The sequence below is a fragment of the Haloarchaeobius amylolyticus genome (assembly GCF_026616195.1).
GTDB lineage: Archaea > Halobacteriota > Halobacteria > Halobacteriales > Natrialbaceae > Haloarchaeobius > Haloarchaeobius amylolyticus.
On the sequence record NZ_JANHDH010000001.1, the window covers coordinates 2,260,359 to 2,283,440 of the forward strand.

The 23,082-nt window shown below is 68.9% G+C and carries 26 protein-coding genes; 9 read left to right on the forward strand and 17 right to left on the reverse strand.

Features of this window, described 5'->3' with window-relative positions:
* Nucleotides 1-3: 3 nt before the first annotated feature.
* Entirely contained in the window at nucleotides 4-180 is a 177-nt protein-coding gene (locus NOV86_RS11715) for a ribbon-helix-helix domain-containing protein (RefSeq protein ID WP_267641578.1), read from the forward strand.
* A 9-nt stretch (nucleotides 181-189) separates the two neighbouring features.
* On the opposite strand, the gene NOV86_RS11720 is transcribed toward NOV86_RS11715, so the two are convergent.
* On the reverse strand, nucleotides 190-1,764 hold the full coding sequence (locus NOV86_RS11720) for a hybrid sensor histidine kinase/response regulator (RefSeq protein ID WP_267641579.1): 1,575 nt from the start codon (nucleotides 1,762-1,764) through the stop codon (nucleotides 190-192).
* 101 nt (nucleotides 1,765-1,865) lie between these two features.
* Here NOV86_RS11720 and NOV86_RS11725 point away from each other — a divergent pair, with 101 nt between their 5' ends.
* Complete coding sequence (locus NOV86_RS11725) at nucleotides 1,866-2,606, forward strand: TrmB family transcriptional regulator sugar-binding domain-containing protein (protein ID WP_267641580.1); 741 nt, start codon at nucleotides 1,866-1,868, stop codon at nucleotides 2,604-2,606.
* A 15-nt stretch (nucleotides 2,607-2,621) separates the two neighbouring features.
* Here NOV86_RS11725 and NOV86_RS11730 read toward each other — a convergent pair whose 3' ends face one another.
* Both NOV86_RS11730 and NOV86_RS11735 read right to left on the reverse strand, forming a co-directional pair.
* Nucleotides 2,622-3,404 (reverse strand): 23S rRNA (uridine(2552)-2'-O)-methyltransferase, encoded by a 783-nt coding sequence (locus NOV86_RS11730; protein ID WP_267641581.1) that lies wholly within the window; start codon nucleotides 3,402-3,404, stop codon nucleotides 2,622-2,624.
* Nucleotides 3,405-3,487: 83 nt separating this feature from the next.
* Nucleotides 3,488-4,315, reverse strand: a complete 828-nt coding sequence (locus NOV86_RS11735; protein WP_267641582.1) for an alpha/beta fold hydrolase — start codon at nucleotides 4,313-4,315, stop codon at nucleotides 3,488-3,490.
* 164 nt (nucleotides 4,316-4,479) lie between these two features.
* On the opposite strand from NOV86_RS11735, the gene NOV86_RS11740 reads away from it, so the two are divergent.
* Entirely contained in the window at nucleotides 4,480-5,223 is a 744-nt protein-coding gene (locus NOV86_RS11740) for a DNA polymerase sliding clamp (protein ID WP_267641583.1), read from the forward strand.
* A gap of 9 nt (nucleotides 5,224-5,232) precedes the next feature.
* Here the strand turns inward: NOV86_RS11740 and NOV86_RS11745 are convergent, their stop codons facing one another.
* Nucleotides 5,233-5,607, reverse strand: coding sequence for a hypothetical protein (locus NOV86_RS11745; protein ID WP_267641584.1), 375 nt, complete (start codon nucleotides 5,605-5,607; stop codon nucleotides 5,233-5,235).
* Between the two features lie 7 nt (nucleotides 5,608-5,614).
* The gene (locus NOV86_RS11750; RefSeq protein ID WP_267641585.1) at nucleotides 5,615-6,211 is read right to left on the reverse strand and encodes a DUF7474 family protein; all 597 of its coding nucleotides are present in this window, start codon (nucleotides 6,209-6,211) and stop codon (nucleotides 5,615-5,617) included.
* A gap of 85 nt (nucleotides 6,212-6,296) precedes the next feature.
* On the opposite strand from NOV86_RS11750, the gene NOV86_RS11755 reads away from it, so the two are divergent.
* A complete protein-coding gene (locus tag NOV86_RS11755) occupies nucleotides 6,297-6,674 on the forward strand; it encodes a DUF7994 family protein (protein WP_267641586.1) in 378 nt (125 codons plus the stop codon).
* 79 nt (nucleotides 6,675-6,753) lie between these two features.
* A complete protein-coding gene (locus NOV86_RS11760) occupies nucleotides 6,754-7,125 on the forward strand; it encodes a hypothetical protein (protein ID WP_267641587.1) in 372 nt (123 codons plus the stop codon).
* Nucleotides 7,126-7,146: 21 nt separating this feature from the next.
* On the opposite strand, the gene NOV86_RS11765 is transcribed toward NOV86_RS11760, so the two are convergent.
* The 8 genes from NOV86_RS11765 to NOV86_RS11800 all read right to left on the reverse strand — a co-directional run bounded on the left by NOV86_RS11765 (nucleotide 7,147) and on the right by NOV86_RS11800 (nucleotide 16,224).
* Complete coding sequence (locus tag NOV86_RS11765; protein WP_267641588.1) at nucleotides 7,147-8,436, reverse strand: MFS transporter; 1,290 nt, start codon at nucleotides 8,434-8,436, stop codon at nucleotides 7,147-7,149.
* A 578-nt stretch (nucleotides 8,437-9,014) separates the two neighbouring features.
* On the reverse strand, nucleotides 9,015-10,052 hold the full coding sequence (locus tag NOV86_RS11770; protein ID WP_267641589.1) for a 3-oxoacyl-ACP synthase: 1,038 nt from the start codon (nucleotides 10,050-10,052) through the stop codon (nucleotides 9,015-9,017).
* Nucleotides 10,049-11,440 carry a branched-chain amino acid ABC transporter permease gene (locus NOV86_RS11775; protein ID WP_438266711.1) on the reverse strand — a complete coding sequence of 464 codons (1,392 nt, stop codon included), beginning with the start codon at nucleotides 11,438-11,440 and terminating at the stop codon, nucleotides 10,049-10,051. Before NOV86_RS11775 ends, NOV86_RS11770 begins: the two co-directional genes overlap by 4 nt.
* On the reverse strand, nucleotides 11,430-12,443 hold the full coding sequence (locus NOV86_RS11780) for a branched-chain amino acid ABC transporter permease (RefSeq protein ID WP_438266712.1): 1,014 nt from the start codon (nucleotides 12,441-12,443) through the stop codon (nucleotides 11,430-11,432). Before NOV86_RS11780 ends, NOV86_RS11775 begins: the two co-directional genes overlap by 11 nt.
* The gene (locus NOV86_RS11785; RefSeq protein WP_267641590.1) at nucleotides 12,440-13,153 is read right to left on the reverse strand and encodes an ABC transporter ATP-binding protein; all 714 of its coding nucleotides are present in this window, start codon (nucleotides 13,151-13,153) and stop codon (nucleotides 12,440-12,442) included. The genes NOV86_RS11780 and NOV86_RS11785 overlap by 4 nt, the downstream gene beginning before the upstream one ends.
* Nucleotides 13,150-13,983, reverse strand: coding sequence for an ABC transporter ATP-binding protein (locus NOV86_RS11790; protein WP_267641729.1), 834 nt, complete (start codon nucleotides 13,981-13,983; stop codon nucleotides 13,150-13,152). Before NOV86_RS11790 ends, NOV86_RS11785 begins: the two co-directional genes overlap by 4 nt.
* A gap of 16 nt (nucleotides 13,984-13,999) precedes the next feature.
* Nucleotides 14,000-15,400, reverse strand: coding sequence for an ABC transporter substrate-binding protein (locus NOV86_RS11795; RefSeq protein WP_267641591.1), 1,401 nt, complete (start codon nucleotides 15,398-15,400; stop codon nucleotides 14,000-14,002).
* Between the two features lie 119 nt (nucleotides 15,401-15,519).
* Complete coding sequence (locus NOV86_RS11800; protein WP_267641592.1) at nucleotides 15,520-16,224, reverse strand: helix-turn-helix domain-containing protein; 705 nt, start codon at nucleotides 16,222-16,224, stop codon at nucleotides 15,520-15,522.
* A gap of 133 nt (nucleotides 16,225-16,357) precedes the next feature.
* Between NOV86_RS11800 and NOV86_RS11805 the strand changes: the two genes are divergently transcribed.
* The gene (locus tag NOV86_RS11805; protein WP_267641593.1) at nucleotides 16,358-17,116 is read left to right on the forward strand and encodes a DUF429 domain-containing protein; all 759 of its coding nucleotides are present in this window, start codon (nucleotides 16,358-16,360) and stop codon (nucleotides 17,114-17,116) included.
* Between the two features lie 32 nt (nucleotides 17,117-17,148).
* Nucleotides 17,149-17,505, forward strand: a complete 357-nt coding sequence (locus NOV86_RS11810) for a DUF7994 family protein (protein WP_267641594.1) — start codon at nucleotides 17,149-17,151, stop codon at nucleotides 17,503-17,505.
* 1 nt (nucleotide 17,506) lies between these two features.
* On the opposite strand, the gene NOV86_RS11815 is transcribed toward NOV86_RS11810, so the two are convergent.
* Both NOV86_RS11815 and NOV86_RS11820 read right to left on the reverse strand, forming a co-directional pair.
* Complete coding sequence (locus tag NOV86_RS11815; RefSeq protein ID WP_267641595.1) at nucleotides 17,507-19,072, reverse strand: class I adenylate-forming enzyme family protein; 1,566 nt, start codon at nucleotides 19,070-19,072, stop codon at nucleotides 17,507-17,509.
* Entirely contained in the window at nucleotides 19,062-19,889 is an 828-nt protein-coding gene (locus tag NOV86_RS11820; RefSeq protein WP_267641596.1) for an alpha/beta fold hydrolase, read from the reverse strand. Before NOV86_RS11820 ends, NOV86_RS11815 begins: the two co-directional genes overlap by 11 nt.
* 206 nt (nucleotides 19,890-20,095) lie before the next feature.
* Between NOV86_RS11820 and NOV86_RS11825 the strand changes: the two genes are divergently transcribed.
* Nucleotides 20,096-20,539, forward strand: a complete 444-nt coding sequence (locus NOV86_RS11825; RefSeq protein ID WP_267641597.1) for a MaoC family dehydratase — start codon at nucleotides 20,096-20,098, stop codon at nucleotides 20,537-20,539.
* A 107-nt stretch (nucleotides 20,540-20,646) separates the two neighbouring features.
* Complete coding sequence (locus NOV86_RS11830) at nucleotides 20,647-21,675, forward strand: DNA primase large subunit PriL (RefSeq protein WP_267641598.1); 1,029 nt, start codon at nucleotides 20,647-20,649, stop codon at nucleotides 21,673-21,675.
* Between the two features lie 21 nt (nucleotides 21,676-21,696).
* Here NOV86_RS11830 and NOV86_RS11835 read toward each other — a convergent pair whose 3' ends face one another.
* Both NOV86_RS11835 and NOV86_RS11840 read right to left on the reverse strand, forming a co-directional pair.
* Nucleotides 21,697-21,915 (reverse strand): DUF7472 family protein, encoded by a 219-nt coding sequence (locus tag NOV86_RS11835; RefSeq protein WP_267641599.1) that lies wholly within the window; start codon nucleotides 21,913-21,915, stop codon nucleotides 21,697-21,699.
* 46 nt (nucleotides 21,916-21,961) lie between these two features.
* Complete coding sequence (locus tag NOV86_RS11840) at nucleotides 21,962-23,014, reverse strand: DUF7350 domain-containing protein (protein WP_267641600.1); 1,053 nt, start codon at nucleotides 23,012-23,014, stop codon at nucleotides 21,962-21,964.
* Nucleotides 23,015-23,082: the final 68 nt, after the last annotated feature.

Here is a 23,082-nt window from a genome sequence, read left to right on the forward strand (position 1 = left end):
GGTATGCCCAAGATAAGCGTCGAGATCCCGCAGGAACTCCTCGACGACCTCGACGACCACGTCGGTGAGGACGGGAAGTTCGTCAACCGGAGCGACGCCATCCGGTCGTCCATCCGGAAGAACCTCGACATCCTCGACGAGATCGACGCCCGGCACGACCGCCTGGACGACGACGAGTGAGGTCCGCGGTCAGGGCCGGTCGACGCCGGTGAACTCGAAGCGGGCGCCGCCGCTCTCGCTCTCGGTGACCGTGACCGACCAGCCGTGGCCCGCCGCGACCGACTCGACGATGGCGAGCCCGAGGCCGGTCCCGTCGGCGCTCGAGTACCCCGATTCGAGCACCTGCTCGCGCTCCTTCTCGGGGATGCCCGCGCCGTCGTCGGCGACGTAGAAGCCGTCCTTCCAGCGCCCGACCGTGACGGTCACGTCGTCGCCGCCGTGCTCGCCCGGGTCTCCGGCCTCGCCGGAGGCTCGTGGGACACCATGTTCCACACTGTTCCGGAACAGGTTCTCGAGCAACTGCGCGAGCCGGGACTCGTCGGCGAGCAGGTAGCCGCAGTCGTCCCCGACCCGGAGGGTCGCGTCGGCGGTCTCGACGCTGCTCCAGGCCCGGTCGACGGCGGCGCCGAGGTCCACGACGGCCGTCTCGTAGGCGTCGCGGCCCTCCCGGGCCAGCTGGAGCACGTCGGCGACGAGTTCCTCCATCCGGTCGAGGGACTCGTCGATGGCCTCGACGGCGTCGTCGTCGACCGCGTCCGCCTCGGCGCCGAGTTCGCCGAGGTACGCCTGGGCGACCCCGAGGGGGTTGCGCAGGTCGTGGCTGACGATGCTGGCGAAGGTGTCGAGGCGCTCGTTCTGCCGGCGCAGGGCGGTACGCGTCTCGGTCGCGTTGATGGCGTAGGCGATGGTGTCCCCCAGCTCCGCGAGGACGGTCCGTTCGGTCTCGTCCACCCCGTCGGCGGCGGTCGAGCCGAGGACGACCACCCCGTAGGTCGTCTCCTGGTAGGTGATGGGGACCGCGGCGACCGCCTGCGGGGTCTCGGGGGTCAGCACGGTCCAGTCGTCGCAGGCCGCGAGACCGCTCGCGACGGTGACCTCGTCGCTCTCCAGTGCGGCCGGGACCGGCGTGGTTTCGGCCGGTATCGCCTCGACCCCGTCGCCGGCACAGACCACGGCGGCGGTCGAGAGCCGGTCACCGCCGGGGGTGCCCCACCAGGCGAAACTGTAGCCGCGGTCGCCGGCGAGCTGGTCACAGACCATCGTCTCGATCTCGCTCCGGTCGGCCGCCCGGACGAGCGACTGGTTCACGTCGCGGATGACCTCGTTGATGCGGGCCTGCCGTTCGGCGCGCCGGTCCGCGCGCCGGTACTCGACGGCGCGCTCGACCCGACCGATGAGTCGCCGGTAGGAGTGTTCGGTCGCGGTCCGTGGCACGTACTCGGTGACGCCGCGGGCGATGGCCGTCTCGGCGATGGCCTCGTTGCCGACGTCGGTGAACAGCACGAAGGGGAGGTCGGGGTCGACCTCGCGGACGGTACGCAGGAGTTCGAACGCGCCGACGAACTCGATGCCGTCCGGACGGGGTATCTCGAAGTTGCTCACGACGCAGTCGACGTCGTCCGCCTCGACGACCCGTCGCGCGTCGGAAACGTCGCTGGAGAGCTGGAGCCGCATCTCGTCCGTGCGGTCCTCGAGGTGCCGGACGGTCTCGGCTGCGGATTCCAGTCGGTCGACCACCAGCACGTCGATGGCGTCCGACCTCATTACCCCCTCCGATGTGAGGGGTCGGCAAAAGGCTTCGGCCCGACGATGCAGGGCCGGCGGGCGGCCCACGCGTTTAATCCGTCCGCCCGTCTCTCCGGGGTATGGAGGAGATGGTCACCGTCGAACACGGGCGGGCGGCGGCACTCGACAGGCTCGCCGACCACGTCGCGGCAGCCCAACAGGAGGTCGTCCTGCTGGCGTCGGCCGCGGTCGTCGAGCACCTCGCGGACGAGCTGGCGGCCGCCCGCGACCGGGGCGTCCTCGTCGCGGTCCTGTTCGGCGATTCGGACCAGCTCTCGGCGGTCGAGCTGGAGCAGAGCACGAGCGTCGCCCGCCGCTGGGACATCGCCGAGAGCGGGCTGAGCATCGCGGCGTTCGACGGGGAGATGGCGATGGTCGCCGGCCCCGGCGCGCTCACGGCCGACCGCGGGTTGCGGACCGTCTTCCTCGCCGACCAGTACTTCGAGGACCTCGCGTTCAGCACCTACTTCGGGAACTTCTGGCCGGTCGCCGAGGAGCTGTACACCGCGGACCCGGAACCGCTCCCCCGGACGTTCGGGAGCGTCCGGCACGCCGCCTGCACGGCGGCGCTCCACCTCCGGGCGGGCCGGGCGCTCACGGCGACCGTCGAGGCCCACGACACCACGACCGGCGAACAGCGAACGCTCTCCGGGCAGGTCATCAACGCGAGACAGAGCATCGTCACGCCCATCACGGCGTCGTTCCCGCTGGAGAACACCCTCATCCTCTCCTCGCCGGTCGGCCGGGTCAGCGTCGGCGGCGAGGGCGCGTTCGTGGAGGACTACGGCGCGACCGAGGTCAAGCTCACCCGCCGGGAGTGAGCTCCCCCGGTTCCGTCACGATTCTTCGGCCGGCTTCGCGAAGCCGAAGCGCGGCTTCAGCCCGGTCACCTCGATGTCGAGGGTCTGGCCCTGCTCGACGCCGTCGACGAACAGCGTGTAGCCCTCGACCTTCGCGATGCCGTCGCCCTCGCTGCCGATGTCCTCGATGGTCACCTCCAGCACGTCGCCCTCGCGGACCGGTGCGGTCAGGCGGTGCTTGGCGATGAGGTAGGTCTCGGAGGACTCGTCGCGGGAGGCCTTCGGCGTCGTGGTGCGGACGTACTGGAACTCCTCTTCCATGTCCGTGCGGAGGTCGTCCACGTCGGGGCCCTGGAACACCTTCACGGCGAAGTCACCGCCGGTGTCGAGCACGTCGAGCGCCGTCTCGAACGCCTGCCGGGCGAGGTAGACCGACCGGGCGTGGTCGAGGTTGTACTCGCCGGTCATGTTCGGTGCCATGTCCGAGAGCACCACGTCGACCTCGCCGCCGGCGGCCTCCCTGACGCGTTCTTTCGTCTTCTCCTCGGTCATGTCGCCCTTGATGGTCTCGATCTCGGCCTCGTACTCGTCGCCGAAGCCCTTGATGCGCTGGAAGTCCACGCCGATGACCTTCCCCTCGGCACCGACCTCCTCTGCGGCGACCTGGATCCAGCCGCCGGGGGCCGCACCCAGGTCGACGACCGTGTTCCCGGGGCCGAACAGCCCCTCTCGCTGGTCGAGCTGTTTGAGCTTGAAGGACGCTCGCGTCCGGTAGCCCTGCTGTTTCGCCCTGTTGTACCATTGGTCCTTGCGCGCCATGGTCGATTGTAGAGGGATATCCGGCGGAGTCGGTTAGGGGTGTCGCATCGTGGTCGAGCCACGACGGGTCGGGTGCTCCCGGCTCACACGTCCGCGAGGAACTCCCGAAGCACCCCGGTGAACGTCTCCGGTTGCTCCAGCATGAGGCTGTGGCCGGCGTTCGATATCTCCCGGACCCGGACGTCCGTCGGGGCCCGTGCCAGCCGGTCGGCCTTCCCGGCGATGACCTCGCCGGTCAGCTCCCCGTAGGTGTAGAGCACGGGCACGTCGAAGTCGGTCGGACTGGCACCGACGTACGCCCGGCCGGCGCGGACGAGCGCGCCCTCGGCGTCTCGCGAGAACGACTCCGTGACCTCGTCCGTGTACTCGGACCGTGTCATCCCGAGTTCGGGAACCGGCTCGTCGGGACCTTGCTCCATGTCCGTGATGTGCTCGCCGACGAACTCCATCAGTCGCTGGACCCGGTCACGGCCGACGACCGTTTCGAGCCGGTGGAAGACCGGCTGGAGGCGGAACACCGCCCGTTCGACCGTGCTCTCGCCGAGGGTGGTCCGTGCGTCGGCGAAGACGATACCGGCCACCTCGTCGGGGTACTGGATGGCGTACTCGGCCGCGATGAGCCCGCCGTAGGAGTGCGCACAGAGTACCGGGTCGGCCAGGTCGAGTTCGGTCACCAGTTCCCGGAGGTCGTCGGCGAGCAGGGAGACGGTGTACGCGTCCGTGTCGCCGGTCTCGCTGTCGCCGTGGCCGCGGTAGTCGTAGGCGACCAGCTCGTACTCCTCTTCGAGGGCGGCCATCTGCGGCCACCACGACCGGTGGTCCCAGCCCAGGCCGTGGATGAACACGACCGGTCGCCCGTCCCCCCGGCGTTCGTAGTACGTCGCCACCCCGTTCGTGCGAACCCGTGGCATCGTTCGCACGGTTGACAGGACGTGGGAAAACAGTACTGGCTGGGCGGCGGTGTTCGACCGGAAACGAAGGGGTAGGGGGGAGGCGCGAATAGACCTCCCACACGCCGCGCACACGCGAGTGAAAGGGTGTCTTTTTAGGGCCCGATTTCGTACCCTGACTCAACATGTTCAAGGCCATCGTGAGCGCGGAGACGCTCAAGACGACGCTCGATTCCGTGAGCGTCCTGGTGGACGAGTGCAAGATCCACCTGAACGACGACGGGCTGGAGATTCGTGCCGTGGACCCGGCGAACGTCGGGATGGTCGACCTGCGCCTCTCTGCCAGCGCCTTCGAGTCCTACGAGGCGGACGGCGGCATCATCGGCGTGAACCTCTCCCGACTCGAGGACATCGCCGGGATGGCGGACTCGGGCCAGCTCGTCGAACTGGAACTGGACGAGGAGACGCGCAAGCTCCACATCCAGATCGACGGGCTCGAGTACACGCTCGCGCTCATCGACCCCGACTCCATCCGCAAGGAGCCGGACATCCCGGACCTGGACCTCCCGGCCGAGGTCAAGATCGAGGGCAAGGACATCAACCGCGCCGTCAAGGCGGCGGACATGGTCTCCGACCACATCGCGCTGGGCGTCGATTCGGACGCCGGCCAGTTCTACGTCGACGCCGAGGGCGACACCGACGACGTCCACCTCGAACTGGACAAAAGCGACCTCATCGACCTGCAGACGGGCGAGGCCCACTCCCTGTTCAGCCTCGACTACCTGAAGGACATGAACAAGGCCATCCCGAAGGACGCCGAGGTCACGCTCGAACTCGGCGAGGAGTTCCCGGTCAAGCTCTCGTTCGACATCGCGGAGGGCCAGGGGACGGTCCTGTTCGTGCTCGCGCCGCGCATCCAGAGCGACTGACTCTCTCTCTCAGTTCTCACTCGTTTCCCACGCCGCGTAGCCGAGCGCGGCGGCGACCGGACACACCAGCGTCCCGACCGCGAGCAACAGCACCGGCGAGAGCGACGGGAGCGAGAGGATGGCGACGCCGCCGACGATGGCTGCGGCGGCCGCGCCGCTCAACAGTGCGATCTCGGTGTCGCCGCCGCCGAGGGCGATCCCGGCGACGAAGGCGTGGACCGCGGCGAACAGGGTCGCCGCGACCGCGAAGAGGACTGCCCAGTTTCCGATCGCGACGTAGTAGGCGAGGAGGGGAAAGACGGCCGCGAGAATCGTCCAGCCGTACCGGCGGACGTTGGCGACGACGGGGGCGTACCGGTCGGCGACGGACTCGGTCGGCGGCATGCGCGGGTCAGAGGCTCCGGTCGATGACGGCCTTGGCCTCGCGGGCGGCCTGCTTCCAGCCGTAGCCGGCCTCGAAGACGTGTCGTTTCGAGTCGACCAGCTCCTCGGGGGTGTCCTCGGCGAAGCCGCCGCGGGCCCAGGTGCCGGACTCGTCGAGCCACTCCAGGACCTGCTCGCGGGTCTCCTCCCACGTCAGGCCGACCATCTCGTAGTAGGCGACCATCGCGAAGACGCTGTTGTCGTGACAGCCGGGCACCGAGCCCTTCTCGTAGATGGTCTGGAGTGGCTCGTACTGCGGCCTGGTGAGTCGGTCCCGGTACTCGTCGGGGTCCAGCAGTTCGAGGCGGTCGCGGCGCTCCTCGACGCGCTGGACGTTGCGCAGGTACCGCAGGGCGCCGTGGTGGAGCCGGTCCCAGTCGGCGAACTCGTCGACCGCCTCGCGGAGTTCGTCCTCGCCGGTGACACCGCTCGAGAGGACCGCCAGCAGGTCGGCGTAGGCCTTCTCGACGTCGTGCCACTCGACGCCGGCGAACTCGCAGTCCGGGTCGTGGAGGTCGTTCGTGCTCCGGCAGTCCGGACAGGGATACTCGAAGTGTCGCGCCACTGGTCGCAAGAGCGGGAGGCGAAACAAAGAGCCTACTGGTTCGTCGATGGGTTTATTTCCCGAGCGAAGTTGACAGCTAGAACAGATGCACGTCCGGTACTTCCGCTACCTCGGCGCCCTCCTCGTGCTGGTCCCCGTCGCCTACCTCGCCATGTTCGGGCTGGCATCGCTCGCGGCCCCGACGAACCTCGTCTGGATCGGCTGTACCCTCCTGGCAGGCGTCGGGTTCGTCGTGGCAGGCCTCGACCGATACGCAGCCTCCGCCCGGCTGTTGCTCGCCGGGTCGTACCTGCTCGCGGCCGTCGCGACGGTGGCCAACGGCTTCGCGCCGGTCGTCTCGGGCGGGTGGGCGGCCGCCGAACCGTTCGCGCTCTTCACGGTGTTCATGGGGCTGTGCTTCGCGTACTTCGCGTACGCCATCGGCACCGACAACGGCGCGTTCGAGGTCGAGTTCGGGAGCTGACCACCCGCCCCGGTCCGTCCCCAGAACGTGTCAAATAGACTAGCACGTTACTTATATTCGGTTCCGGTGTTCCGGACGTATGCGCCGACGCGTGTTCCTCCCCCTCGGGAGCGCCGTGCTCCTGGCACCGCTCTGGCTCACTCTCGCGTTCGGGACCGACTGGCAGGCCCACCCCGCGGTCGGGGTGCCGGCCGCCCTGCTGGTCGTCGCCGCGGTCGCACTCGGGCTCATCGGGGCCGGGTCGTCGCGGTACGACCCGACCGCGCTCCTGTTCCTCGCGCTGGTGAGCGCCGGCACCGCGCTGGTGACGAACCCGTTCCTCGCGGCCGTGACCCGGACGCCCGCGGACCTGTTCGGGCCGGACGCGGCGCTGCTGGTCGGGGCGCTCGCGCTCTACATGGCGGCGTTCTCGGTCGCGTCGGAACCGAGCAGTGTCGGCCTCGGGGCCTGAATCGGTCGAGGCTCTCTCCGCTTACTCGCGCACGAACGCCAGCAACAGCCCCAGCACCGGCACCAGCAAGAGCCCGCCGACGACGAAGGGTACCCAGTGGAACGCGAAGGCGTAGAGCCCGGCCATCGCCGGCGGGCCGACCGTCCGCCCGAGGCTCCCGGCGCCCTGGGTGACCCCGAAGGCGCTGCCCTGGGTCTCCGCGCTCGCCGACTTCGACACCAGCGCGCCGAGGGCCGCGTTCAACAGCCCGTTGCCGAACGAGAGCAGCGGGAGGACGAGCACCACCGCCAGCGCACCGGCGGGGAGCGGCCCGAGGCTCGGCAGGAGCCGGCCCAGCGTCGGCGCGAAGGGGATGAGCGTCACCGCGACCGCCAGTGCGGCCCCGCCGAGGACGGCCATGCGTTCGTCGCCGAGGCGCTTCGACACCGTGCCGACGAGGCCGGCCTGTACGACCACGCCGAGGACGCCCACGTAGGTCATGAACAGCGCGGCCTGCTCGGACTCGTAGCCGAAGGTGTCCGCGAGCCACGGGATGAACGCGATGGTGACGCCCGAGAACGCGACCGAGACGAGGAAGAACGAGAGCACCAGCCCCCGCAGGTCGGGGTCGGCCAGCGCGTTGCGGAACTGCCCGACGAGGGTCTCGCGCTCGCCCGCGGTGCGCAACCGGTCGGGTTCGGGCAGGAACGCCAGCGCGACCACCACGCCCAGCAGGGACATCCCCGCCGCGGCGAAGCTCGGGATGGAGAACTGGGTCACCGGGACCGCCGCCGGGAGCACGTCCCGCGCCACGGCCAGCACCGGGTCGCTGGCGAAGAACCCGCCGAGTGCGGGGCCGAAGATGAACCCCAGCGCGAACGACGCGCCGAGGATGCCGAGCGCCTTCGCGCGCTCCGCCGGCGGCGTCACGTCGGCGACGTAGGCCTGTGCAGTGGCGATGTTGCCGCCCATCGCCCCGGCGAGCATCCGCGCGAGGAACAGCACCCAGAGCGCCCCCGCCAGCCCGAAGACGATCCACGCCGCGACGCTGCCCAGCAGCGAGAGCACGAGCACCGGCCGCCGGCCGCGCTGGTCCGACAGCCGCCCGAGCCACGGGGCCGCGAGGAACTGCATGATGGAGTACGAGGCCGCCAGCAACCCGATGAAGACGTCGCTGACCGCGAAGGAGCGGACGTAGAACGGCAGGATGGGGATGACGATGCCGAACCCCACGAGGTCGAGGAAGACGACGAGGACGACCACCGCCATGGCGCGCTTTCGCGGGACCTCGGCGGGGCCCGGGACCTCGTTCTGGGCGTGGGTCGCGGCCATCTGGTAGGGCGTCGCAGGGTGGGGGGTTAGGTGTTGGGTTGCTGCTGTGCGCCGACTGGTCGGCTCTCGGTATCGTTCCAGCGGCTGGTCGATGGGTGACGTGTCGGACCCGGTCGATGGGTGTCGGTGGCGACACGCGGTTCACTCGCGCTGGCGGCATGGAGACCGCACCACAGCCTCCCCAGCCGACTGCGCTCCTCGCTTCGTTTCACTTCGCTGTGGTGCTCGTCCCTCGCGCGTCGCCATCGACACGGTTCGCTGGCGCTCACCGGTCTCGGCCACGCGCGCCACCGCCAGCAGACTTGGGGGACTCGACCCCCGGACAGCCGGGTGGCGCGCGCTGGTGAGTGTGCCGAGCGAAGCGAGGCCACGAGGCAGTGCCGTGCGAGGGACGACCGGAATGGAGTGCAACGGAATGGAGGGAGTCGGCTGGGGAGGGCGAGGTGTGGTGCGGGGCGGGGCGGTGGCGGTCTCCACTGCCATCGGCGCGAGCACACTGCTCGGCGGCACGAGTCACGGCGACGATTCCAGAACGACAAACGCGGCCGACAGAAACCAGAGACCGGGCCGTGAACGACTCAGTCGACCCAGGTCAGGCAGGTCGCGGCCCAGGTGTAGCCCGTGCCGGCCGCGAGGAACAGCACCGAGTCGCCCGACTCGACCAGCCCGCTCTCGAGCCCTTCCGCCACCGCGAGAATCTGGTCGGCGGACTGGACGTGGCCGTAGTCGTCGAGGTAGTAGGCGTCGGTCGCGGGGTCACAGCCGAGGTCTGCACACAGCAACTCGTGGAACGAGCGCTTCATGTGGGTCAACGCGACGAAGTCGACCGTCTCGACGCCGGAGCGCTCCATCGCCGTCTCGGCGACCGCCCGGAAGTTCGGGAGGCTGACCTCGGCGAGGCGCTCCTTCATGCCCTGCTGGTCGGGCACGTCCAGCGTGTGCAGGCCGTGCTCGACCGTCTCGACGCTGGGCGGGCGTGCCGAGCCGCCGGCGGGCATCACCACGTCTCGGGAGAACGACCCGTCGGTTCGGGCCGCGCTCTCGTGGACGCGGGCGCGAACGCGGTCTTCGGCAGCACCCGACTCCAGCACCATCGCGCTGGCACCCGAGCCGAAGTTGAACATGAACGAGGCGCGCTCGTTCTCGTAGTCGACGAGGTCCTCCTCGCGACTCGCGGTCACCAGCAGGGCGGTGTCGACGTGGTCTGCGAGCAGTTGGGCCTTCACCTGCCGGATGGCGATGGGGGCGCCGGCACAGAGCGTGTAGCTCTCGGTGGCGAACGCCTCGGTACAGCCCAGGCGCTCGGCGATGTCGGCCGCGGCTGACCAGACGACGTGGTCCTTGTACTCGCTGCCGTGGTAGAGCACGAGGTCCACGTCCTCGGGGGCCACGTCGGCGTCGGCCAGGGCCTCGCGCCCGGCCGCGACGCTCATGTCGCTGCAATGGTCCGCGTCGGCCGGACAGACGTGCTTCTGGCGCAGGCCCATCTTCTCGGTGACCACGTCCTCGGGGATACCACTCTGCTCGGCGATGGCCTCGCCGGAGACGGTCTCGTCGGGGACGTGGGTCCCGAACCCGGTGAGCGCGACCGACCTCGAACGGTCGTCCCGGCTCACTTCAGGTACCTCTCGACGTGCGCCGGCAGCCGTTTCGCGACCGTCCCACCGAGGCGTGCCCGGAGCGTCCCGAGCAGACCGTGGGGCACGTAGAGGACGAACACGACGAACAACAGACCGATGTAGAGGCCGGCCCGGCCGTTCAGGAACACCTCGATGCCCTCGCCGATGGTGAAGCCGTTCAAGAGCACCGTGTCGAGGGTGCCCTGACCGAGGCTCTCGCGGAGGTACGGCAGCAGGCCGCCGCCCTCCTTCGAGAGGAACTCGTGCAGCCCCTCGTGGAACAGCCGACCGAACAGCGGGCCGGCGAGGCTGCCGAACCCGCCGATGATGGCGGCCAACAGGGCGTCACCCGCCGCGAGGAAGTAGAAGGAATTCTCGGGGGCGACCGAGCCCTTGAACCCGGCGAGCAGGCCGCCGCCGACGGCTCCGAAGAACCCGGAGATGGCGAACGCGCCCATCTTCACGCGGAAGGTGTCGTAGCCGACGGCACGGGCGCGCTCCTCGTTCTCGCGGATGGCGACCATCGCGCGGCCGAACGGCGAGTGGAGGATGCGCTGCATGGCGAAGTAGGACACCACGACCACGATGCCGACCATGTAGTACGACACCTCGGTCGGCCCGAGGGCGATGGTGTGGCTGATGGGTTCGAGGAAGCCCAGCCCGGTCAGCTGGACGAAGTCCATCCCCCAGACGAACTGGTCGCCGAGCAGGCGCCCGATGCGCATGTTCAGCGCGTCGACGTAGGGGATGCCGATGGCGAAGCCCTCCTGGATGGACGCCGAGACGCCGTCGGCGGGGTTCTCCGAGACGAAGTCCCAGTTCGAGAACAGGACGTAGAGGATCTGGGAGAACCCGAGGGTGATCATCGCGAAGTACACCCCGGAGAGCCGGAACGACACCGCCCCGACGAGCAGGGCGAGCAGCGCCGCGAGGATGCCCGCGACGACCAGACTCACCATGAACGGGGTGTTCGCGCCCAGAACCGGTATCTTCCCGTTGGCCACGAGGATGACGAAGTACGCGCCGAGGCCGTAGAAGGCCGAGTGGCCGAACGAGAGGTAGCCGGTGTAGCCGCTGATGAAGTCGAAGGACATGGCGAACAGCCCGAAGTAGAACACCGTGACCATGGTGTCCACGCGGGGCAGGAACATCGCCATCTCGGCGGCGACCGGCGACTCCAGCAGGAAGGTGTAGACGAACGGGTAGAGCCCGAACAGCACGATGACGGCGAGGTGGACCGACTGCTCGCGGGCGTACTGGACGAGGTAGTGCTCGTCGGTCACGCCGGCCGTGGCCGTGGACTCCGGGGCCGCGTCGGCGGTCGCCTCCGGGGCGCCGCCGTCGGTTCGTGCGTCGGGGGACGAGCCAGAGTCGCTAATGGCCACCCACCTCCTCGACGCCGTAGAGGCCCTGCGGTTTGACGACCAGCATCACCACGAGGATGAGGAAGATTATCAGCTCCGGCAGGGCGGTGAAACTGACGATGTTGCTGGTGAACAGTTCGGTCGTGAACGCGTCGACGAAGCCGACGAGGACGCCCGCGACGACCGTGCCGCGGAACGTCCCGAGGCCGCCGACGATGACGACGACGAACGCGGGCAGCAACACCTCGGCCCCGAGGCTGATGCTGGCGGCCCACGCCACGTCCCACATCAGCAGCGTCCCGGCGATACCGGTGACGCCGACGCCGATGCCGAAGACGACGGTGAACGCCTGCCGGACGTTGATGCCGAGCGCCTCGGCCATCTCGGTGTCCTCGCTCCCGGCGCGGATGTAGAGCCCGTACCGGGTCTGCGTGAGGAACGCCCAGAGCGCCGCGACGACGACCGCGCCGAAGACGATCTCGAACAGCTCCAGCCCCTCGACGCGGGCGCCGAGGACCATGAAGCTCGTCTCCGGCGACAGCAGCGCCGGCTTCGTGCCCAGGGCCTCCTGCCACTTGGTCGAGGGCTGGACGCCGTAGAACAGCAGTATCATCCGGAGGAGCTCCTCCAGCACCAGCGTCACCCCGAAGGTGAGCAGTATCTGGTACAGCGGCGGCCGGTCGTACAGCGGCCGGATGAGCTTGACCTCCAGCAGGCTGCCGAAGCCGGTCAGGAGCGCGAACACGACCACGACCGCGACGAAGAAGATGGCGAGGCGGGCGACGTCGCCGCTGGCCTGCGAGACCAGCGTCACCATCAGCAGGCCGCCGAGGTACGCGCCGATGGTCGTCAGCGAGCCGTGGGCGAAGTTGAGCACGCCCATCAGGCCGAAGATGAGCGTCAGCCCGGCCGCGATCATGATGTACAGCGACGCCTTCGCCAGGCCGTCGAGGACGATGCCGACGAGCACGCCGAGGTCGGCGAAGTGCAGGATGGCGTCGACGAGGGAGACTAACGGAATCACGTCAGGTACCTCCGTATCTCCTCGTCGTCAGCGCTGACGCCCTCCGTGGTATCGGAGTGGACGACCTGGCCGTTGTCCATCAGGTAGAACCGGTCGGCGAGGTCCATCGCCAGCGGGAAGTTCTGCTCGACGAGCAGGAGCGACGCCTCGTCCGAGACCGACCGGAGCGCCTGCGCGACGTTCTCGACTATCTGCGGGGCGAGGCCCTCGCTGGGTTCGTCGACGAGCAGGAGGTCGTTCTCGCCCACGAGCCCGCGGGCGATGGCGACCATCTGCTGCTGGCCGCCCGAGAGGTTGCCGGCCTTCTTCTCGCGGAACTCGTCGAGGTCGGGGAACGCCGAGAACGCGGTGTCGAGGTGGGCCTCGACGTTCTCGCCGTCCTTGACCGCGACCTGGATGTTCTCCTCGACGGTGAGTTGCGAGAACATCCGGCGGTCCTCGGGAATCCAGCCCATCCCCGCACGAGCGACCTCGTGGGTCGCCGTGCCGGTCACGTCCTCGCCGCGGAGGTGGACCGTCCCCTCGCGGGGCGGCGTGAGCTGGAGCGCGGTCCGGAGCGTCGTCGTCTTGCCGACGCCGTTTCGCCCCACGAGCGCGACCGTCTCGCCGGGGTCGACGTGCAGCGAGACGCCCTCTAAGATGTGGCTCTCGCCGTAGTAGGTGTGGACGTCCGAGAGTTCGAGGAGGTGGCCGGCGGCGTCGCCACTCATGCGGCACCACCCTCGCTGTCGCTCCCGGCGTCGCTACCGCCGCCGGTGCTGGCCTCCGCGCCGGCGACGTGTTCGGCGTCGGCGTCGTAGCCGCCGAGGTACGCCTCCTGGACCGCCTCGTCCTCGCGGACGGCCTCGGGCTCGCCGTCGGCGATGAGGCTGCCGCGATGCAACACGGCGATGCGGTCGGCGAGGTCCATCACCACGTCCATGTTGTGCTCGACGAGCAGCACCGAGTGGTCGCCCGCGATGTCCCGGATGAGGTCGACGATGTCGTCGACGCTCTCGGAGGAGACGCCGGCGGCCGGCTCGTCCAGCAGGAGCACGTCGGGGTCGCCCGCGAGGGCGATACCGAGCTCCAGCTGGCGCTTCTCGCCGTGGCTGAGGTTCTGTGCGACCGTCTCCGTCTTCCCGCCGAGGCCGACCCGGTCGAGGATGGCCTCGGCCTCCGCGACGAACTCGGGGAACGCGTCCACGTTGCGCCAGAAGCGCGCCGTGGCGTCGCTGTCGGCCTGGGCGGCCACGCGGACGTTCTCTAAGACCGTCGCGGTCGGGAAGACGTTCGTTATCTGGTACGAGCGGTGGAGCCCGACAGACGCGGTCTGGTGGGGCTCGAAGTCCGTGATGTCTCGCCAGTCGCCGTCGACGCGGAACTCGACGCGCCCCTCGGTGGGCGCGAGCGCCCCCGTGAGCAGGTTGAAGAACGTCGTCTTGCCGGCCCCGTTGGGACCGATGAGCGCACAGCACTCGTCGTCCGCGAGGCCGAAGTCCACGTCGTCGACCGCCGTCACACCACCGAACCGTTTCGTCAGGCCGCTCGTCCTGAGCAGCTGTGCGGCCATCGGCCTACAGCGAGCACCCCATCTGGTCCGAGTCCGCGGGGATGGTGACGTCGTCCGCGCTGAGACGGGCGACCGGGTCGCCCGGCATGATGGCGGCGCCCCAGTTGGACTTCCACTCGTCGCTGGTCGGCACCGGGTACGCGACCGTCATCTCGGAGCGGGCCTGGCCGTTGTACTCCTGGTAGGTGTACCCGTCGGGGCCCTTCGGGGTGTCTGCGACGGTCATGCCCTCGAGGGCGCCCCGGATGTCGACACCCTCCGTCGAGCCCGACGCCTGCACGGCCTGGTGCAGCGAGGAGGCCGCGGTGAAGGTCCCCGAGGTGAACAGGTCGGGCACCTTCCCGTAGGCGCTGGTGTACATGTCGACGAAGGCGTTGTTGATCTCGTTGTCGTACTGGTTCCAGTGGTAGCGGGTGGTGAACGGCCCGACCTCGGCGTCGCGAATCTTCTGTGCCGAGAGCGGCTTGCCGAGGATGTTCTGGAGCACCGAGCCGACGACGGAGTTCGTGATCTCGGTCGCGAACCCACCGAAGACGCGCACGTCGTAGTTCGCCGCCGTGGTCATGAAGTTCGGCAGCGTCGCGACGGTGAACCCGCCGACGACAGCGTCTGCGCCGGAGTCGACGGCCGCCTGGAACAGCCCGTCGAACTCGGAGTAGCCCTGCGGGACGAACCGTTCGCCCGTGATGGTGATGCCGTTCGCCTCGAGGACGTTCCGGTAGTTGTTGACGACGGCCTTCCCGAAGGAGTAGTCCGCCCCCATGAGGAACACCTTCTCGATGTCGGTCTCCGTGGCGACGTAGGTCCCACCCGACCGGGCGTCCATCGCCGTGTTCTCGTTCGCGCGGAACACCTGGTTCGAGCAGGTGTTCTCGTTCGCGGTGATGTCCGCCGAGGCGGCGGGCCCCGCGATGAACGGGATGTCGACCGCCGGCGTCTTCACGACCGTCTCGATGACCCGGGTCGCAGAGGACGAGGAGGTACAGCCGAACAGCACGTCGACCTGCTCGTTCTGGACGAAGTCCGTCGCGATGGTCTGGGCCTTGTCGGCCGAGAAGCCGGTGTCCTTGAAGTGCAACTCCCAGGTCACGTCGCCGTCCTCGACGGTGCGGGTGCCTGTCTTCACGTCGGTCAGCGGGTCGGTGTCGGTGCGGTAGGCCAGCCCCGAGAGGAAGCCCCAGATGGACTGCATCCCGTAGTACTGGAGGTCGCCCGACATCGGCTGCATGATGCCGACCTTGACGGTCCCCGACGCGGAGACGTCGGCCTGTGTCGTCGTCTTCGTCGTCCCGTTGCCGCCACCGCCACCGTCGGTGGCTGTCGTGGTTTCGGTGTCCGTTCCGTTACCGCCACTCGTACACCCGGCGAGGCCGCCGACCCCGAGTGCACCCAACGTTCCCAGCATTCGTCTTCGTGAGATGTCCACGCGCGACATGTTAAGGTCTATCGGGGAATATTAGGCAATAATTACAAGGTTAACATATCAACCTCTGCCGGAACCAGGCCGCAGTCGCGGGGTCGTCGCTACTCGTCGAGTTCGGAGAGCGCCTCCACGACGCGGTCGACCATCTTCTGCTGGCCGCGCCGGAGGTTCTTCGAGACGGCCGGCTTCGAGACGCCGAACTCGTCGGCGAGGTCACCCAATGTGGTCTCGCGCGGGCTCTCGAAGTAGCCCTCGCTGGCGGCCGTCTCCAGGGTCTTGCGCTCCACGTCTGAGAGGTCGCGACAGCCGTCGATGAGCGACATCGCGGCACCCGCGTTCCGGACGATGTCGTTCATCGAGGGCAGCGTCGTCGACTCGCGTTCGAGGACCTCGAACTCGTTGTGTTTCTCCAGTTCGGAGAGCGTCCCGTTCGCCCGCCCCTCGTCGTCGAACCCCACGTGCCACATCTCGCTGCCGTCTTCGATGTAGAACGGGCCGGTGATGTAGCCGTCGTTGCGGCGGATGGTCGCCATCGCGTCGGTCTGGCCCATGACCGTCCGCAGGTGCGCGACGTTCTCGCGCTTCGCCAGCAGGTCGATGTCGTGCATCTGGTCGTGGTCCTGCAGCGTGTGCAGGCCGTTGTCGAGCGCCCCCCTGTCCGCTCCTTCGACGACCATCCGACACTCCAGCTCCTCCGCGACCGGGTTGAACTCCCAGTGTGCGGCCGCGAAGGCGACGTCGTGGTCCGCGGTGGTGTCGATGAACGGGCAGTCGTACTGCTCCATGTCCATCGAGAGGTCTATCATGATAGTGTGTGACTAGTATACACTCAACGGACCGGTCGTTCATAAGGATTGTCTTCTTGGTACCTCCAGCGGGCTTACTACTTGCTATGGCATGCCTGCGAGCGTTTTTACCGACGGGGACCAACCACGAGATATGAATTCGAGGCGGCAGTTCGTCGGTGTCGACGGGACCCCGGACGGCTGGGTCGCGGTACAGTACGGCGAGGACGGGTTCGCGGACGTGGTCCGATACGACGAGATGGCCGCCCTGTGGGACGACAACGCGGGCGCGGAGACGATTCTCGTGGACGTGCCCATCGGGCTGGCGGCGGCTGCGGCGGCGCGAGAGCCCGAGCAGGAAGCCCGTCGTGTTCTCGAAGGGCGCACCGGAAGCGTGTTCAACGTCCCGATTCGCGAGGTCGTGGACGAGGAGGACTACCACGAGGCCAACCGCCGGCAGAAGGACCGGATCGGCAAGGGCCTCATGCAACAGACGTTCAACATCACGCCGAAGATACGGGCGGTGGACGACCTGCTGAACGGGGGTTCCGACGCGACACAGGAGACCATCCGCGAATCCCATCCCGAGGTCTGCTTCTGGGCGTTCAACGACGCGGAACCGATGCAGTTCTCGAAGACGGGCCAGCCCGCGGCCGCCTTCTGGGAGCGCGTCGCGGTCCTCGAGACCGTCGACGACGACTTCACCGACGCCCTCGCGGCCGCCGGGAAGACGATCGCGGGCTGGGACGACCCCGAACTCTCCAACGACGACCTGCTCGACGCGTTCGTGCTGGCGCTGACGGCGACGGTCGGGACCGAGACGGGATACGAGACGCTCCCGGCAGAGCCCGAGACCGACGAGGAAGGGCTCCGGATGGAGATGGTGTACGCCGAACCGCCCTCACAGAACTGACCTTTTTCACGTCCGGCGTCGAACCGCCGGCCATGCAGTCACGAGCCAGAGCCGGCTACGGCGCGGTCCTCCTCGCGCTCGCCGTCCTCATGGCCGTCTTCGTCCCGGAGGCGCGTGGGGAGCTGGTCTCGGCGCTCGCCATCGGCCTGTTCGGCCTCGGCGGCGCACTGTTCCTCACAAGCGGTGTCGGTCCGGCAGGAATCGACCCGCACCTCCTCGCGGGTACGGGACAGGCGAGCCTCGCAGCAGGCATCTTCGGGCTGTTCGTCGTCCCGGAGGTCGGCACCAGCCCCGACCTCGTCTTCGTGATTCTCGGGTCGGTCGTCCTCGTCGCCGGCGTGTGGCGTGCCGTCAGGCTCGTCCGGCACGAGGCCGACCCCGGCTTCTGACCTACTCGCCGCCGAACCGCTCCTTGACCGCCTCTCTATCTATCTTCGACGGCCCCGAGGTCGGCATCTCGTCGACGAACGCGAGGTGTCGCGGGCGCTTGAACCGGGCCAGTTTGCCCTCCAGGAACTCCGTCAGTTCCTCCAGCGTGAGGCTCGCGTCGCCCTGCACGACGGCCTTCCCGACCTGCCCCCACTGGTCGTCGGGGACCGGGATGACGACCACCTCGTCGACCTTCTGGTGCTTCGCCACCACGTCCTCGACCTCGGCGGGGTAGACGTTCTCGCCGCCGGAGACGTACATGTTCTTCTTGCGTCCCTCGATGTAGACGTAGCCGTCCTCGTCGCGGCGGGCGAGGTCGCCGGTGCTGACCCACCCCTCGCCAAAGGTCTCGGCGGTCTCCTCGGGGGCGTGCCAGTACTCGTGGGCAGCGTGGGGACTCGAGATCTCCAGTTCGCCGATGTCGCCCTCGGGCACTTCCGTACCCTCGTCGTCGACGATTCGTACGTCCACGTGCATCGCGGGGACGCCGACGCTGTCGGCCTTCTCGTGGGGCCAGCCGTCGGGCATCGCGAAGTTGTTCGGGCCGCACTCGGTGAGGCCGTAGCCCTGCGAGAGGTCCACGCCGCGGGACCACCATTCCTCCATGACGGCCTCGCGGCAGGGGCCGCCGCCGGACTTGGCGAACCGGAGCGTCGAGAGGTCGGCGGTCTCCCAGCCGTCGGCCTGGGTCATCATCCGCAGGACGGCGGGGACCGCCACGAGGACGGTCGCGTCGCGTTCGTCCACGATTCTGAGGACCTCTTCGGGGTCGAACTCGCGGGCGATGACGACCTCCGCGCCGAGGTGGAAGCAGGGGACGGTGAGGACGTTCCAGCCGCCGGTGTGGAACATCGGGAACACCATCGGGGTGACGTCCTCGGGCCGGAGCCCCCACGCCGTGATGGTGTTGACGGAGTTCCAGGCGATGCTCCCGTGGGTGATGACGGTCTCCTTCGGCGTGCCCGTCGAGCCGCCGGTGTGCAGGAACAGGTGCGGGTCGTCCATCGCGACGTCGGCGGTCTCGACCGGCGAGTCGTCGTCGGGCAGCGCGGCCAGGAAGCCCGGGTACGAGGACTCCCCGAGGCCGAGTACCGGGCCGTCGTACTCACAGGCCTCGTGGGCCAGCGCCTCCGCGAGCAGGTCGTCGAAGGGACCCTCGACCACGACGAGGTCGGGGGCCACGTCGGCCAGCAACTCGGCGAGTTCCCGGCACGCGAGGCGGTGCGAGAGCGGCGCGAGCACGCCACCGGTCTTCCCCGTCGCGAAGAACAGGTCCACGAGTTCCGGCCGGTTGCGCGAGAGCGTGACGACGCGGCCGCCGGCCTCCCCGGTCTGCGTCTCCGGGCCGCTGGCGACGCCGTGCTCGCGGAGCAGGCGGGCGGTCCGGTTCGCGCGCCGGTCCAGGTCGGCGTAGGTGTACGCCTCGCCGGTGGTCGCGTCCCGCAGGCCGACCGCGTCGGGCGAGAGGCTGGCGCGGCGCTCGGACCACGCGCCGACCCACTCGTAGGGGCGCTGGCTATGCCGCATGACTCTCCACGTGCTCGCGGATGTCCGCGGTCACGGCGTCGGCCGACTCGATGAAGAACAGGTGCGAGCCGTGCTCGTACAGCTCCAGCGTGCTCTCGGGCAGGCGCTCGTGGAGCCGTCTCCCGTTCTCGACCGGGAGTACCCGGTCGGCGGTCCCGTGCAGCACCTTCGCCGGGATGGTGAGGTCCTCCAGCCACGGGGTGCTGTCGAAGGCGGCGACCGCGCCGGCCTGAGCGAGGCGAGCCTCGGGTGGCGCGTCGGAGCTCAGCCGCCAGTCGATGATCTCCTCGACGAGGTCGTCGTTGTCCTCCCAGAAGTCGTCGGACATCGCGGGCTGCATCTTGTACCGGAGGGCCTCGCGCTCGTCGTACTCCGGCGGGACCTCGAACATCCGCTCCTGGGTCGACTCCGGCGTCGGGACCGACTCCTCGCCCCCGTGGGAGGTACACAGCAGGGTGAGGGTCTCGGCGCGGTCGTAGTCGCGGGCGTACTGCTGGGCCGTCATCCCGCCCATGCTCGCGCCCACGACGTGGGCCGACTCGACCCCCTCGGCGTCCAGCACGGCCTCGAGGTCGCTGGCGAACAGCTCGATGCTGTACCGGGGGTCCTCGCCCTCGTCGGCCGGTTCGGGCACGTCGGAGTCGCCGGTGCCCCGGTTGTCGAAGACGATGGTCCGGTAGTCCTCGAGCCGTCGTCGCTGGAAGCGCCACATCCAGCGCCCGTAGCCGAGCCCCTCGCAGAAGGCGATGACGGGGGCGTCCGCTGGCCCGTCGACCTCGTAGGCGATGCGGACCCCGTCGTTTACCACGTGTTCCATGCCGGGGCCAACGACCGAGACGATAGAAAAGACCCCGTTTCACATGTTAACCTCCCACGTCCCCCTCGCCGGGGGCGGCGACCCGCCTTCCCACCCCTCGATATCGAAGGAAGGCGCTGCCTAAATCCCGAAACTGTGGGACGATTCCCGTCAGGGGTTGATATGTTAACGCATAACTTATAGCCATGCAGGGTAAGGCCCCGTGTATGGCAGTAGCTACGGTGGGTGACTTGGCAACTGCGACGATGACAGTAGAGATCGAAGATATCGAGGCCTACGCGGCGCTCGTCGGCGACGAGAACCCGATCCACATGGAGCAGGCGTATGCGGAGGAGACGATGTTCGACGGACGCATCGCCCACGGCATGCTCTCGGCGGGCGTCGTCAGCGCCGCGCTCGCGGACCTCCCCGGCGACGTGGTCTACCTCTCACAGGACCTCCAGTTCCAGGCGCCGGTCCAACCCGGCGACCGGGTCGAGGCCGTGGCCGAGGTCGTCGAGCACGTCGGCGACGACCGACTCCGGGTCCAGACGACGGTCGAGGTCGGCGAGACGACGGTGCTCGGCGGCGAGGCGGTCGTCCTCTCGCTCCCCCACGAGGCCCCGGAGGCGAGCGGCGCAGAGTCGGAAGCGGAAGCCGGCGCGGACTGACCCACGATACGGCAGCTGATTCTCTCCCCCCGGCCGGTGCGGTCGCGCGACACGACCAGCACCGGCGACCGTCGCGTTTATCCGCCCGCACCCGGAACTGACCGTCGATGGAGCGTCTTCACGCCCGGTATCCGTTCTTCGCGGCGGCCCGCGAGGCCGTCGACGAGGCGGCGGTCGACCTCGGCGAGCTGGTGGCCCGCGAGGACGACCCCGCGGTCGACCGGGCCATCGAGCGGGTCACGACCGCGCTGACCGAGCACACGACCGGCGAGATGCGACGCGACAACCGGACCGAACTCCTCTCGTACCCCGTCGCGCGCGTGCTCGTCTCGCTCGTCGACGACCCGGTCGTCACCCAGACCTACGCCAAGGCGGAGGCCGCGACCGCCGCCGAGCGCGTCCGCTCGGACCTCGACACCACCACGCAGTTGAAGTCCGCGAGCGGGAGCGACCTCACCGTCGCGCGCCTGCTCCGTGAGTTCGACCTCGCCGGGGACGTGACCGAGGCCGAGACCGGCTACCGGGTCGCGGTCGGCGCGTACCTGCGGCTGGCCGGCGACCGCGACGGCGACTCGTGGCGGCTGCCCCGGCGCAGCCTCGCCGACGGGACCGTCCCCGTGAGCCGCGACGAACTCCTCACGCTGCTGCGCGGTGCCATCGAGGAGCGCGTCATGCTCGGCCTCCCGTTCCAGGTACCAGACGTCATCGCCGAACACCTCGAGGACGAGGTCGAACGCATCGAGGACGTGCTCTCGGACCCTGCCCTCCCGACCTCGTTCGGGCCGGTCGACGCCAACTCGTTCCCGCCGTGTGTCGACCACCTGCTCGAGCGCGCACAGGACGAGGAGGACGAGCTCGCGCCCCCGTCGTGGTTCACGCTCTGTGCGTTCTGTGCGACCGTCGGGATGGACCCCGAGGAGGTCGTCGCGGTGACCCGGGCGACCGGCGAGACCGCAGAGCGCATCCGCTACCAGATGGCCAAACTGGCGCGCGAGGACGGCAGCATCGAGTACCCGCCGGTGTCGTGTACGACCGTGCAGGCCTACGGCGACTGCGTGAACCAGGACGAGGTCTGTGCGGAGATATCGCACCCGCTCGCGTACTACGAGACGAGAGTAGAGACTGCGGACGACTGACCCGGGCGCGGCGCCCGACCGTTACTCGTCTTCGAGGTCGAGCCAGTACTTTCGCGTGTACCCGATGACCGCCATCAGGACCACGAAGAAGGCGATGGCGTACGCGAGCATCCGGCCACCGTCCATCGCGAGGACGCCCTTGTTGCCCCCGTAGGTCATGCCGATGTAGATCATGATCCCGATGATGGTCGCGACGGCCCCGGAGGAGACCACGACCTCTTTGAGTGTCTCCGAATCCATGTCGTTGGCACGCGCTTCCCGCGGCCCGGACAAAAGCGTGTCGTAGTTACGCTACCGTGAACGTCGTCTCGGCCATCTCGACGAAGGCCGTCTCGTAGCCCTCGTGTCTGGCGGCCTGCGGCGGGATGGTGGGGGTGAGCGTCACCTCGTCGCCGGACTCGATGGACTCGACCGCCGCACCGTAGTGGTGGTGCAGTTCGGGGTCGAACGTCGGGGTCAGGTCGCCGTCGAAGACGGTCTCGCCGTCGCGAGCCACCGTCGCGCGCAGTGCCATCGAGGGGAGCACCATCCGGTTGTACGGCGACCGCGCCGACACCGCGAGGTACGTGCCGTCGCCGAACCGGTCGGCGTCGACGGCCTGCGTCGCGAGCACCGCGTCGCCCGATTTCGGGGCGCCGAGGGCGCGACCGGGGAGGTCGGCCTGTGCGGGCGCGACGCCGAGGGGCATCTTCGTTTCCATCGGTGGGACGGCCTCGAGCGCGCCGGCGCGGTCCTGGGTGTTCTCGTACATGATCTGCTCTTTCTCACCCTCGCTGTAGCTGAGGTCGAGCGTCGCGGTGGTCGACTCCGCGAACCTCCCCTCGAACGCGCCGGTCGTCCGGACGCCCGAGAGGCCGCCGACGGACACCTCGACCTGGTAGGTGGCGGTGCCCTCCAGCGGGAAGTTCGCGCCGTAGTGAAAGCCCATGGGCTGGGAGAGCATCGCGTAGATGGTCTCCTCGGTGACGAGGTCGCCGTCTTTCGTCACCTCGAGGCTCACGCCGGCGTCGGGGAGGACGATTCCCGTCTCGGGGTCCCAGACCGCGACCATCAGGTGGACCGCGTCGTCGGGTTCGATGTCGACCAGCTCGGCCTCGGTGCCCGACACCGTCCAGAACCGATGGGGGTAGCTGTACATCAGCCCGAGTTTGTAGTCGCCACTCGTCGTCATCGACTCCATCTGCATCCCCTCGACGTGGGTGGGATAGTAGACCGCGTCCGGACGGTCGGAGAGGACCGGCGGGATGCCCGCCGTCTGTGTCTCCAGCAGCCCGGCACAGCCGGCGAGCCCTGTCGCGGCCGCGCCGGCACCGGCCGCGAGGAACGTGCGTCGTCTCATGCTCGTGACTCGGCACTTCGGAGAAAAGCGGCTTCTGGTTCTTCCATCGAAACAGGGTGCTTCGCTGG

Bases quoted from the DNA above. Each gene is read 5' to 3' on its own strand.
- NOV86_RS11715 (WP_267641578.1), top strand. From the start codon at position 4: ATGCCCAAGATAAGCGTCGAGATCCCGCAGGAACTCCTCGACGACCTC.
- NOV86_RS11720 (WP_267641579.1), bottom strand. From the start codon at position 1,764: ATGAGGTCGGACGCCATCGACGTGCTGGTGGTCGACCGACTGGAATCC.
- NOV86_RS11725 (WP_267641580.1), top strand. From the start codon at position 1,866: ATGGAGGAGATGGTCACCGTCGAACACGGGCGGGCGGCGGCACTCGAC.
- NOV86_RS11730 (WP_267641581.1), bottom strand. From the start codon at position 3,404: ATGGCGCGCAAGGACCAATGGTACAACAGGGCGAAACAGCAGGGCTAC.
- NOV86_RS11735 (WP_267641582.1), bottom strand. From the start codon at position 4,315: ATGCCACGGGTTCGCACGAACGGGGTGGCGACGTACTACGAACGCCGG.
- NOV86_RS11740 (WP_267641583.1), top strand. From the start codon at position 4,480: ATGTTCAAGGCCATCGTGAGCGCGGAGACGCTCAAGACGACGCTCGAT.
- NOV86_RS11745 (WP_267641584.1), bottom strand. From the start codon at position 5,607: ATGCCGCCGACCGAGTCCGTCGCCGACCGGTACGCCCCCGTCGTCGCC.
- NOV86_RS11755 (WP_267641586.1), top strand. From the start codon at position 6,297: ATGCACGTCCGGTACTTCCGCTACCTCGGCGCCCTCCTCGTGCTGGTC.
- NOV86_RS11760 (WP_267641587.1), top strand. From the start codon at position 6,754: ATGCGCCGACGCGTGTTCCTCCCCCTCGGGAGCGCCGTGCTCCTGGCA.
- NOV86_RS11765 (WP_267641588.1), bottom strand. From the start codon at position 8,436: ATGGCCGCGACCCACGCCCAGAACGAGGTCCCGGGCCCCGCCGAGGTC.
- NOV86_RS11785 (WP_267641590.1), bottom strand. From the start codon at position 13,153: ATGAGTGGCGACGCCGCCGGCCACCTCCTCGAACTCTCGGACGTCCAC.
- NOV86_RS11795 (WP_267641591.1), bottom strand. From the start codon at position 15,400: ATGCTGGGAACGTTGGGTGCACTCGGGGTCGGCGGCCTCGCCGGGTGT.
- NOV86_RS11800 (WP_267641592.1), bottom strand. From the start codon at position 16,224: ATGATAGACCTCTCGATGGACATGGAGCAGTACGACTGCCCGTTCATC.
- NOV86_RS11805 (WP_267641593.1), top strand. From the start codon at position 16,358: ATGAATTCGAGGCGGCAGTTCGTCGGTGTCGACGGGACCCCGGACGGC.
- NOV86_RS11810 (WP_267641594.1), top strand. From the start codon at position 17,149: ATGCAGTCACGAGCCAGAGCCGGCTACGGCGCGGTCCTCCTCGCGCTC.
- NOV86_RS11815 (WP_267641595.1), bottom strand. From the start codon at position 19,072: ATGCGGCATAGCCAGCGCCCCTACGAGTGGGTCGGCGCGTGGTCCGAG.
- NOV86_RS11820 (WP_267641596.1), bottom strand. From the start codon at position 19,889: ATGGAACACGTGGTAAACGACGGGGTCCGCATCGCCTACGAGGTCGAC.
- NOV86_RS11825 (WP_267641597.1), top strand. From the start codon at position 20,096: ATGGCAGTAGCTACGGTGGGTGACTTGGCAACTGCGACGATGACAGTA.
- NOV86_RS11830 (WP_267641598.1), top strand. From the start codon at position 20,647: ATGGAGCGTCTTCACGCCCGGTATCCGTTCTTCGCGGCGGCCCGCGAG.
- NOV86_RS11835 (WP_267641599.1), bottom strand. From the start codon at position 21,915: ATGGATTCGGAGACACTCAAAGAGGTCGTGGTCTCCTCCGGGGCCGTC.
- NOV86_RS11840 (WP_267641600.1), bottom strand. From the start codon at position 23,014: ATGAGACGACGCACGTTCCTCGCGGCCGGTGCCGGCGCGGCCGCGACA.